This window comes from Dolichospermum sp. UHCC 0260, from assembly GCF_009711985.1.
Lineage (GTDB): Bacteria > Cyanobacteriota > Cyanobacteriia > Cyanobacteriales > Nostocaceae > Dolichospermum > Dolichospermum lemmermannii.
This window is the reverse complement of record NZ_VIKZ01000025.1, coordinates 62,474-74,238: the sequence shown is the minus strand read 5'-3', so window position 1 is coordinate 74,238 and position 11,765 is coordinate 62,474. Positions and strand designations below refer to the sequence as shown.

General features: G+C 39.2%; 8 protein-coding genes. 6 read left to right on the top strand and 2 right to left on the bottom strand.

Annotated elements, in window-relative coordinates:
- The first annotated feature begins 141 nt into the window (after positions 1–141).
- From FJR08_RS11910 to FJR08_RS11895, 4 genes are all read left to right on the top strand, one after another.
- Positions 142–1,383, top strand: coding sequence for a pitrilysin family protein (locus FJR08_RS11910; RefSeq protein ID WP_168633306.1), 1,242 nt, complete (start codon positions 142–144; stop codon positions 1,381–1,383).
- A 14-nt stretch (positions 1,384–1,397) separates the two neighbouring features.
- Positions 1,398–2,669: a pitrilysin family protein gene (locus tag FJR08_RS11905; protein ID WP_168633302.1), complete on the top strand. Its 1,272-nt coding sequence runs from the start codon at positions 1,398–1,400 to the stop codon at positions 2,667–2,669.
- A gap of 159 nt (positions 2,670–2,828) precedes the next feature.
- Positions 2,829–3,599, top strand: a complete 771-nt coding sequence (locus FJR08_RS11900) for a peptidoglycan-binding protein (RefSeq protein WP_168633301.1) — start codon at positions 2,829–2,831, stop codon at positions 3,597–3,599.
- A 21-nt stretch (positions 3,600–3,620) separates the two neighbouring features.
- Positions 3,621–3,974 (top strand): phage holin family protein, encoded by a 354-nt coding sequence (locus tag FJR08_RS11895; protein ID WP_015080630.1) that lies wholly within the window; start codon positions 3,621–3,623, stop codon positions 3,972–3,974.
- Here FJR08_RS11895 and FJR08_RS11890 read toward each other — a convergent pair.
- Both FJR08_RS11890 and shc read right to left on the bottom strand, forming a co-directional pair.
- On the bottom strand, positions 3,971–4,396 hold the full coding sequence (locus FJR08_RS11890) for a cobalamin biosynthesis protein (RefSeq protein WP_041458063.1): 426 nt from the start codon (positions 4,394–4,396) through the stop codon (positions 3,971–3,973). The two genes, FJR08_RS11895 and FJR08_RS11890, sit on opposite strands and share 4 nt — an antisense overlap.
- A 333-nt stretch (positions 4,397–4,729) precedes the next feature.
- Complete coding sequence (gene shc, locus FJR08_RS11885) at positions 4,730–6,643, bottom strand: squalene--hopene cyclase (protein ID WP_168633300.1); 1,914 nt, start codon at positions 6,641–6,643, stop codon at positions 4,730–4,732.
- Positions 6,644–6,796: 153 nt separating this feature from the next.
- Here shc and FJR08_RS11880 point away from each other — a divergent pair, with 153 nt between their 5' ends.
- Together FJR08_RS11880 and FJR08_RS11875 are read left to right on the top strand one after the other, a co-directional pair.
- A complete protein-coding gene (locus FJR08_RS11880) occupies positions 6,797–7,966 on the top strand; it encodes a glycosyltransferase (protein ID WP_168633299.1) in 1,170 nt (389 codons plus the stop codon).
- Between the two features lie 958 nt (positions 7,967–8,924).
- Positions 8,925–11,762: a DUF4114 domain-containing protein gene (locus tag FJR08_RS11875; RefSeq protein WP_323294475.1), complete on the top strand. Its 2,838-nt coding sequence runs from the start codon at positions 8,925–8,927 to the stop codon at positions 11,760–11,762.
- The last annotated feature ends 3 nt before the right edge of the window (positions 11,763–11,765 follow it).

Genomic DNA, 11,765 nt, shown 5'->3' with positions numbered 1-11,765 from the left:
TGAGTTTTTTGACCCATAAAACTTGTTGATTTACTAAATCTCTACAATCTGGCTTTCTTTTCCGTTAAATTCAAGGTTAGAATGACAACATTAAATTGTGCTTGAAACTAGAAAAAATTGCTAAAACAACTAACTAACAACGTGTTTCCCGGTTCAGTTATCAAATTAGATAACGGCTTGACATTCATTCACCAAGAAATATCCACTACACCCGTAGTCGTAGCTGACGTTTGGGTGCGTGCGGGAGCTAACCTAGAACCAGAACCTTGGTTTGGAATGGCACATTTTCTAGAACACATGATTTTCAAAGGTACACCAAACTTGCTGCCTGGAGAATTTGATTATCATATTGAAAAAATTGGTGGTGTGAGTAATGCCGCTACCAGCCACGATTATGCCCATTATTCGATTACAACCGCTGCTAATTACCTAGAGCATACTCTACCACATTTGGGAGAATTACTCCTGAATGCAGCCATTCCTGACGATGAATTTATCAGAGAACGGGATGTGGTGCTAGAAGAAATCCGTTCTTACAATGATGATCCTGACTGGGTAGGTTTTCAATCTCTTGTTAAAAATATTTACCAAAACCATCCTTACGGACGTTCTGTGCTAGGAACTGAGCCAGAATTAATGCAGCATTCCCCCGAAGCTATGCGCTGTTTTTATCGCAGTTATTACCAACCAGAAAATATGACTGTGGTTGTGGTGGGGGGAATTGGTGAAAAAGCTGCGAGGGACTTGGTAAACCGGACATTTGTAGATTTTCCGCAACGTGATCATTGTCCCCAATTTACCAAAGTTACAGCACCGGTAATTTCAGGAATTCGTCGTCATGAGTTAATTTTACCTAGACTGGAACAAGCGCGGTTAATTATGGGTTGGAAAGTGCCAGGAGTAGAAGAATTTCGGGCTGTTCATGGTTTAGAATTATTATCAGCACTGTTAGGAGAAGGGAGAATTTCTCGATTAGTATCTGATTTGCGGGAAGAAAAGCAACTTGTTCAAGACTTATGCTGTGATTTTTCTCTCCAACAAGAATCAAGTTTATTTACAATTACGGCTTGGTTGGAATCAGAATATCTGGAACGAGTTGAAGAGTTGATTTGTGATCATTTACAAGAATTGCAAAATCAAGAAATTAGCACACCAGAAATAAATCGCATTCAGCGGTTTTTGTGTAATGATTATGCCTTTTCTACAGAAACACCAGATCAGCTAACTAATTTTTATGGTTATTATCATACCATTGCTAACGCTGAATTAGCTGTTACCTATCCCCAAGAAATCCAGTCTTTCAATCCTCAAGAACTGCAAAAATTAGCTCAACAATATCTTTCCCCAGCTAATTATGCTGTGACAATTCTCAAACCTTGTTAATTATTAAGTAAAAAATGCAAACTATTAATAGTCGCTCTCTGATTCATCGCACCGTATTGAGTAATGGCATTGTTTTATTAGTCTCAGAAAATCAAGCTGCTGATATTATTGCGGGACGGATTTTTATTCGCGCTGGTAGTTGTCATGAACAGCGAGAAAAAGCTGGTTTAGCGCATTTGTTATCAGCAGTAATGACAAAGGGATGTGATGGTTTATCGAGTTTAGAAATTGCCGAAAAAGTTGAATCTGTGGGAGCTGGTTTAGGTACAGATGCAGCTACAGATTATTTTTTGCTATCGTTGAAAACAGTAACTGCTGATTTTATTGATATTTTAACATTGGCTGGACAATTATTGCGATCGCCTACCTTTCCCGAAAACCAAATAGAATTAGAAAAGCGATTAGCAATCCAAGATATTCGTTCCCAAAAAGAGCAACCTTTTGGACTGGCTTTTGAACAACTGCGTCAGGTAATGTACCCAAATCATCCCTACTCCATGTCAGTTTTAGGTGATGAAACAACCATGAGCAGCATTACCCGTGATGACTTAGTAGAATATCATCAAACTCATTTCCGTCCTGATAATATTGTGATTAGCATTGCTGGACGCATTACACCAGCACAAGCAGAGAAATTAGTAAATAAGATTTTTGGTGATTGGCAAATACCAAATTCCACCAAACCTACTCTTAATTTACCACCAATTACTGGATCACCTAAATCTTGCCTGAAACCCTTAAATACACAACAATCAATTATCATGTTGGGTTATTTAGGACCATCAGTAACCAACCCAGAATATGCGGCTCTCAAGTTACTTGCTACCTATTTAGGGAATGGTCTTTCTAGTCGTTTATTTGTAGAATTGCGAGAAAAGCAAGGTTTAGCTTATGACGTATCTGCTATTTATTCGACTCGACTTTTTCCCGCTTCCTTCGTGGTTTATATTGGGACAGCACCGGAAAACACCAAAGTTGCTTTTAATGGACTTCGCCAAGAAGTAGAATTATTATCTACCACCGAACTGTCAGCAGAAGCATTACAAACTGCTAAAAACAAAATTATCGGTCAATATGCGTTGGGTAAACAAACTAATGGACATATTGCACAGATATATGGTTGGTATGAAATTTTGGGTTTAGGAATTGAATTTGATCAAAAGTTTCCCGAATTAATTAATAATGTCACTGCAACGGAGGCAATGACAACCGCTTGTAAATATTTACAAGCACCCTACTTATCTCTCGTTGGACCAGAAGAAGCCATTCAGACAGCTACTTTCTAAAACCTTAAATTGCGTAGGTTGGGTTGACGTCAGGAAACCCAACAAAATCAAGTCTTGGAAATATTCGATTATGTTTTATCTTCACACCAAAAAGATTAAAGGCAAACAAAGCGATCGCCACAGGGTAAGATCAGCATCGGAAAGTTATACAAAAATTCTATGAAATTTAGTTTGATAGCAAGTATTCCCAACTACATGAGCGCAAATTCTTGGTATTGCTTACTCTTGTTAACCACCACACCCGCGTTAATTAGTTCCTCTGCTTTTATATCAACAGCAGCAGCGGTTAAAATTGCCCAAGTCAACACAGAAGTTAAAATTAATCGTCCTCCTCTAAACTTAGGTAGTCAGGGTGAACGAGTTACAGAACTTCAAGCCGCTTTGACGATTTTGGGTTTTTATTCAGGTGCTGTGGATGGTACATATCAACAAAGTACCATTATTGCCGTTGCCCAATTTCAGCAAGCTGCTGGCCTAAATCCCACTGGTAATGTAGATAATATCACTTGGCAAAAACTGTTTCCCAGCCCATCAAATATTATTACTTCCGCACCTAATGCTGCCAGTAGTTTTACGACTGTTCCTACCCAACCGACCAGATTCACAAAACCACCGACTACTAAACGCACCACCAATCAGCCTAATTCTAGTATTCAACCCACTCCTCTCAATCAACAAATGCCCGGTATTCAATATACTCCCCAAGGATGGCCAATTTTACATTTAGGTACAAGTGGACCGGAAGTAATTAAATTGCAAAAACAACTAAAAATCCTGGGTTTTTTAAATGGTAAAATAGATGGAGATTTCGGAAGATCCACAGAAGCCGCAGTCAAAGCTGCTCAAACTCGTTATGGTTTAAAACCTGATGGTGTTGTCGGTGGTGGTACATGGAAAGTGTTCTTGAACCGCACTTCCCAGTCACGTTAATCTTGTTCTCGTCATCAAACTATGAAGCACTTTCTTTTAACTTGGATCGGGACTGCGGTAGCATTATTAATTACGGCTAAAATTGTTCCGGGAATCATTCTCACTAGTTTTGTTGCTGCCTTAATTGCCGCTGTTGTGATTGGTTTAGTAAATGCCATTGTGCGACCAATTTTGCAGATTTTAGCATTTCCCATCACCTTAATTACTTTGGGTTTATTCACCCTAGTGATTAATGCCTTAACGCTATGGTTTGCCAGTGCCATAACTCCCGGTTATGGTTTTGAAATTCGGGGTTTTATTCCTGCTTTTTTAGGTTCAATTGTTTTATCAATTGTTTCTGGTATTATTAATCAGATTGTTAATGCAGTTGATTAAAATATCAGGTTTTCACTTTTAGCAACGGCTACTGTGATTGTTGCTGGTGCTTCTGGTAATCGGAAAATCTGTTTAGGAACTAATAACATTATTTCCGTAGATGTGATTTCTGAAGCTGCAAGAATCGCGGAAGCCTCTGCGACGCTAGATGTTCCCACTAACTTAGTAATAGTATTATTAGGATTGGGAACAAGTACATTATTTAAAAGTTCGGCACTAAAGGTTTTTAAAGGTAGTTTTTCTAAGTTACAAAATTCTAGCAAGCCAATTTCTGAGGCTTTTTTATCAATAGTTGCAATTCCAGCTATTTCATGATATATAAGTTGATTTTCCTGAAAAACTTTTTTGATTACTAAATTAATTAATTGTTGGGAAATTCCTTTTTGACAACCAATTCCTACCCATAATTTTTTTATAACCATATTATCCACTTTCTTTGACAACACTAATAAATGGGGTGTAAAAATAGCGGGCAAGATGCCCGCACTACAAGATTGATAATATTTCTCCAGAAAAATGGCAAAGGTATTGCTATTTAGGGCTTGCTGAAAAAGTCTTTTCGTGAGGGCTAGGAGTCACCGAGTCAGGAGTCACCGAGTCAGGAGGAAGAATTAGAAGGAGAGAAGAATAGTCTCAAATTTCAGAAAGTGATAGGTTTTTAATGGTTTCAATCCTTATTCCTTGCACCTAATTCACTTTTTTAACCGGGAAACTCTTAATCTATCTAGGTTTTCGGTTTATTCAGCCAGCCCTATTTAACTCGAACATTTTGCTTGATATCGTCCCAAAGCCATTAAAGGAAAATACTGCTGATAAAGGTGATACTTCAAATAAAAATGGCAAGGGAAGCCCGTTCCGGTAAAGTATTCTTCATCCCAAGTACCATCTAATTTTTGTGTTTCTAACAGGTAATTAATCCCCTTTTCAATACTATCAATAGCTAATTTATCCGTAGCTTCACCTGCTGCTATTAACCCAATTAAAGCCCATGCTGTTTGGGATGCTGTACTGTCACCTTTTCCTTTTAAATTAGGATCATTGTAACTAAAACAAGTTTCTCCCCAACCACCATCAGAATTTTGTACTTTCACTAACCAAGCTGCACCCTGATTTATATCTCTAGCATATTTCAAAGGATTAATTAAAGCCAAAGCTGATAAAACGCCGCTAGTTCCATAAATGTAATTTACACCCCAACGTCCAAACCAACAACCTTCTATTTCTTGTGCTTTCAAAAGATAATCTAAAGACTTTTCTAAATTATCTGGTTGAATTGATAAATTACAAGCCCCCAACATTTCCAATACTCTAGCAGTGACATCAGCCGTATTTGGATCAATCATCGCTTTCAAATCACCATAGGGGACAGAATTGAGCCATTCTTGATCATTATCAATATCAAAAGCCGCCCAACCACCTGGTTTACATTGCATCGTCGCAATCCAATTTAAAGCCCTATTAATAGCTTGTTTTTTTAGTTCCTCATTTGGCAATTTTGCTTGATGTAAAGCCATGACAACCACAGCCGAATCATCCACATCTGGGTAAAAACGATTTTCAAATTCAAACGCCCAAGCACCGGGTTTTCCCTGCTTGTTTTTGACATTCCAATCACCATAATCGAGAATTTGTTTCTCTATTAACCATGCTCCAGCTTTAACAATAGCCGGATCATTTGGGGCAAAACCTGAATCAATCAAAGCCCGAATCGCCCAAGCTGTATCCCATACAGGAGAAACACAAGGTTGGACACAGTAACTATTTTCTGTTTCAATGGCGAAATTATCAACTGCTTTTAAACCCCGTTCGATAACCGGATCATTAGCATCATAATCTAAACACTTTAAAGCTAACAGAGAATTTAACATGGCGGGAATAATTCCCCCCCAATCACCTGTAACTTCTTGACGTTCTAGAATCCATTTTTCTGCGGCTTTAATTCCTTCATTTCTAAAAGGAACAAAATTAATACTTTCTACTAATTTAAAGCCATCATCAAGGATATTAAAAATATCTGACCAATCACCATTTTTTGGTAATTCCCAGCAGACATTATTTACACCTTCAGCATATAATTCATCTAAATTAATTGGCTGATCAATGTTAAAAATTGGTTTTCGATCAAAGACAATTAATAATGGCACAGTGCTAGAACGCGCCCAACTCGAAAGTTCATAAATATTGAAGAAAAAATTATCGGGTAGTAACATTACCCAAGGTGGCAAAGAAGGCAGTCCGCGCCAATTATAACAGCCAATTAAAGCTAGATGTAACTTTGTAAAAATCCGAGTTTTGCTAATACCACCTTTAGCTAAAATTAGAGATTTCGCTTTCAGCAATGCGGTATCTGTAGCGGGTACACCTAACAATCTTAAAGCCATATAGGCTTCTACAGTTGTGTTTAAATCTCCACCATCACCATAAAACAATTCCCAACCTCCATGTTCTCGTTGTTGAGAACGGAGATAATTTTCAACTTTATGTAAAGGTCTGGTTTTCTCAGTTCCCCAAATCTTATGTAATAAAACAGCTTCCGAAGTGATGGTAACATTAGACTCTAACTCAGCCCACCAATAACCATCGGGATTTTGAATAGAAAGTAGATGTTTTTGACTTGCGGCTATCGCATCAACAACTTGCTTGACTTTTATTCTATCTTGTGTTTGCATCAAATACCTACCTCAGCACCAAACAATATTTAAATAACATAACCGAATTACGAGAAAATTCTTCCGCAAAATCAGCAAACATTGTATTCTATCCAAGTCAGTAAAAGAATTAAATTTGTCTGTTAAATTTTAAATTGGAGTACAGCAACAGTTATGGCAACAATTATATTCAGTTTGACCCTTCTATCCTTAGTCATTTGGATATTTTTACTCTTATTTTGGGGGCAGTTTTGGCGAGTTAATCACCAATTAGAAGCAAATCAAGATAAAGATATTGATAACAACACCTTACCGACCGTGTGCGTAATAATTCCTGCCCGTAATGAAGCCGATGTCATTCCTGTTAGCTTGCGATCGCTCCTCCTTCAAGACTATCCTGGTAAATTCACCATCTTTTTAGTAGACGATCAAAGTAGCGATGGTACAGCCCACATTGCCGAAGGAGTAGCCCACAACCTCGACAAAACCCCACAACTACAAATTGTTACCAGCACCTCATTACCCCCAGGTTGGACAGGCAAATTGTGGGCAATGGAACAAGGTTTACAAACAGCCAGTACCTTGACACCAGACTATTTTTTACTTACCGACGCAGATATAGAACATGATCCCAGCAACTTCCGCCGCCTAGTTGCCAAAGCCGAGGCACAGAAATTAGATCTCGTATCCATCATGGTACGCTTACGCTGTCAAAGTTTTTGGGAACAACTATTAATACCAGCTTTCGTCTTTTTCTTCCAAAAACTTTATCCATTTTCCTGGGTAAATAATCCCAAAAAAGCTACTGCTGCCGCTGCTGGAGGTTGTATTCTCATTCACTCAGAAGCCCTAAATAGAATTGGTGGGTTGCAAATAATTCGTCAAGCCTTAATTGATGACTGTTCCCTAGCCAAAGCCGTTAAATCAACTCACGGAAAAATCTGGCTAGGATTAAGCACCCTAACCTATAGCTTACGTCCTTACGACTCCCTGAAAACAATTTGGGATATGGTCGCCAGAAGTGCTTACACACAACTAAATTATTCCCCTTTCCTGCTAATAGGCAGCCTGTTGGGAATGACTTTAGTTTATTTATTACCACCGATAGCAATTATTTTCGGTCTGGTATTGGGGAATTGGATAATTACCCTGATTTCTTTCATCGGATATCTACTGATGACTTTTGCTTATTTCCCAATTATTCGTTTTTATAAATGTTCTCCAGTTTTTGCTTTTAGCTTACCCATCATTGCTTTTTTATATACTTCTATGACAATAGATTCAGCATTACAACATTGGCAAGGACGTGGAGGTGCATGGAAAGGTAGAGTATATGCCCGTTGACAAGATAAGAGAAGCAAGAGAAGCAGAGAAAGAAATTTCCTTCTTCTTCCTTCTTCCTTCTTCCTTCTTCTTCCTTCTTCTTCCTTCTTCTTCCTTCTTCTTCTCCTGACTCCTGACTCGGTGACTCCTGACTCGGTGACTCCTTCTTCCCGAGTTTACCCCGTTGACAACCAGTAGCAGACATTTTTTCCCCAAATTCCCATTCTCACCCATTAAACACCAGCCCCAGCATTACCCACACATTAGGATTACTGGTAAAGACAGTAGATCAAAAGTAGTCAGAATATTTAAAAGAAGTCCGGATTGGACATTAGCAATTAGGGATTAAGTTATAGGAAGCGGGACTTGAGAACAGGGAAGAGAAATTTTTTCCATTAACATCAAGTATCATACCGCAGACTAAATTTGATTGTCATGTTTACAGCCAATGATAAAAGCCAAACTCAGAAATTTGCGTGTTATTGACCTCAAGTTCACAGAAGCTTCACAACTAATAGCACAATATATGAGCTATAGTTTTTTTCCGGCAATCACAGTAAATTTTCTCGGTACTAAAAAGCTAATAGCCCTTAAATCAAATCAGGCATAAACTTCAGCATCTTCCTTCGTTTGGGTGTCGTCGGCAAAAACCCAAGTCTTAAATAGACCTGGATTTGATCGTAAGAGGTGAAAACTTTTGTATATAAGATGGATAATGAAGGTTTGATCTCGCATAGAAGTTAACCGGATCTGACCATCTCAAAAAAATTATCTATACCAACTTTGGTAACACAACTACAGTCCAGAGAAATTTCAGCATACCAGGGCATTAACTACTATTCCCCTATTTCCATACCCAGTTACTCTAATGACTCAAACTTAGAAACAAACACGCATATTTACCCCAGGGGTATGAAATTCTATCCATTATTATCATCAACACCAACTCTAGCAACTCAACTACAGCCTAGAGCTTGCCATTGAAGATATCAGTTCTAATGTAGGCATCACCTCCGAACAAGATCCTACTGCCATTGAAGATATTAGTTCTAATGTAGCCACCACATCCGAACAAGATCCTATCCCTCTTGAAAATACCACCTCCATTGTAGACACCTCCGAACAGGATATTAGCTCCAATGTAGATATTAGTTCCAACGTAGATAACACTTCCACCACAAATCCCACACCTATTGAAACTTTATTCCTAACCGTTATAGATCCTATAACTGGCGAGACTAGCCTTATAGATCCTGTAACTGGCGAGATTATACCCACAGCCAACAACGATGGTTTTGTCATCAGCGGTGCAAGTGATGATCAATTAGGTTACTCAGTTAGCAACGCCGGTGATATCAACGGTGATGGAATTGGGGATGTAATCATCGGCTCACCTTTGAGTGATCCTAATGACAAATTTAACTCCGGGAAAACTTATGTAGTCTTTGGCAGCAAAGAGAACTTTCAACAAGTCATAGACCCTTCCAATCTTAATGCTACTACAGGCTTTGTGATTAATGGGGCAGAAGTTGGTGATGACTCAGGCCGTTCCGTTAGCAATATTGGGGATATTAACGGTGACGGTGTTGATGATCTAGTCATTGGCGCACCCTTTTCTGACATCAATGGAGATAATTCCGGGGCTGCTTATGTCGTCTTTGGTAGTAAAGACCCTAACTATTTCAGTAATCCCATCGAACTCTCCAACCTTGAACCTAGCCAGGGTTTTACCATGAAAGGTAATCAGTCTGGTGATAATGTAGGTTGGGCTGTTAGCAGCGCTGGCGATTTTAATGGTGATGGCGTTAAAGACCTATTAATTGGTGCAACTCATCCTAGTGATGACGGAACAGCTAATAAAGGAGAAGCCTATATCATCTTTGGGAAAAAAGATGGTGATTTCGCTTCAACCGTAGACATCCTGGCAATCATCAGTGATAACCCAAATAACCTGGGCTATTCCGTTAGTGATGCGGGAGATATCAACGGTGATAAGATTGATGACATCATTCTTGGTGCGCCCTCTGCTAATACCAATGGTGATAATTCTGGAAGCAGTTTTGTTATTTATGGACGGAAAACTGACTCCACAAATCCCCTTACTTCCAATATTATCAACGTCTCTAACCTCAATAGCAGCGATGGTTTTACCATCAACGGACAAGCAGGAGATCAATCAGGCTTCTCTGTTAGCAAAGCTGGAGATATCAACGGTGACGGCATCGGAGACTTGATTATTGGGGCAAAAGATGGCAATCCCAATGACAAAGAATCTGCTGGCAGAAGCTATGTAGTCTTTGGTAATAAAAACGGTTTTGGTAAGACTCTTGATGTTGCTAATCTCAATGGCAACAATGGCTTTACCATCAACGGTATTTCCGCCCTTGACAACTCAGGTTGGTCTGTCAGTGGTTTGGGAGATTTTAACGATGATGGTATTGATGACATCATTCTTGGGGCAAAAAAGGCTACTGATAACGCTGGACAAGGCTATGTTATTTATGGTAGCAAACAAGGCTTTGGCGCTACCTTTGAACTCTCAACTTTCGATACACCTGAGTACGATGGTGAAAAGGGCTTTATCATTGATGGTGCTGAAAATAGTAACTTAGGTCAGTCAGTCAGTGGTGCTGGAGATGTCAATGGTGATGGTGTTAATGATTTGATTATTGGCGCTCCCTTGGCTAATTCTCAAGCAGGTGAAGCCTATGTGATCTTCGGAACTCCTGCTGCCACATCTGCTGGTACACCTGATGTTAATCCAACTTCCACTGGCACCGGCACTGTTAGCGATTTCCTAACGCTAGTTAGTGATAATGTCTTCAATATCAAAGGCAACAACGGCAAAGCAACACTGGAAGTAAAATTAACAGGACCCAATTCCGGTCGCAATGAAATTGGAGTATTTACTGTTGATGATGCGTCTGGTAAAGTTGATGGTATTGCCCCCGATGAAGCGGGTTATGCAGAAAAAGCATTAGCAAAAGGTCAGGTAGTTTTCTCTACCCTTACTAATCTTCCTGCTGGATTTGATCCTACTAGCCTGGACAGGTTATTAAGATTTAACTCCAATGACAATTTGAGATTCTATTTGGTCAAAGACGGTTCAACCGATTCTGTACTGAGTAATAACACCTCTATTGGCAATGTCCTGTTTGCCAACCCTGCTAATCTCAAGATTACAGATTTGGGATCTGATCAGTATTCCCTAGATTGGGAAGATGGTTCTGGTAATCCTAGCGGCTTTGAGGATTTTCCGTTAACAATTCAGGCAAGTGATCGACCTACAGCTTTGGGTACAACTTTGCAAAATAAACCACAAGGCGAATCGCTGGATTTACGAGGTATTACTGGCGCAGTAACCGCTAATTTTGTGGTTAACCGAGAAGCAAGTTACAACAATTTTGTTGGTTTCTATCGCGTGACTGATGCGAATGGCGGTATTGATACTAATGGTGATGGTAAGGCTGATATCCTCCCAGGACAAGATGGTTATGTTCAAGCAGCTATTAATGGTCGTCTTTCTGACATTAATTTAGCTGTGAACAACGGTGGAACGGCAAATTTCAATAATACGCTTCAAGGTGGCTCTATATATGTACCATTTCTTGTTGTGAATGGTACACCTGATGCCCTACTTGATAGTAATCCTAATAATAATCCAGATATTTACTTTACCTTCTTGGGTGCGAACTCAGATGGTGTAGATCATGTGCGGATGTTAGGTGATAATACCTTTGGTTTTGAGGATTTACGTGGTGGTGGTGATAAAGATTTTAATGATGTGATTGTTAAAGTCAATTTGGCTCAAGCGTAAAAG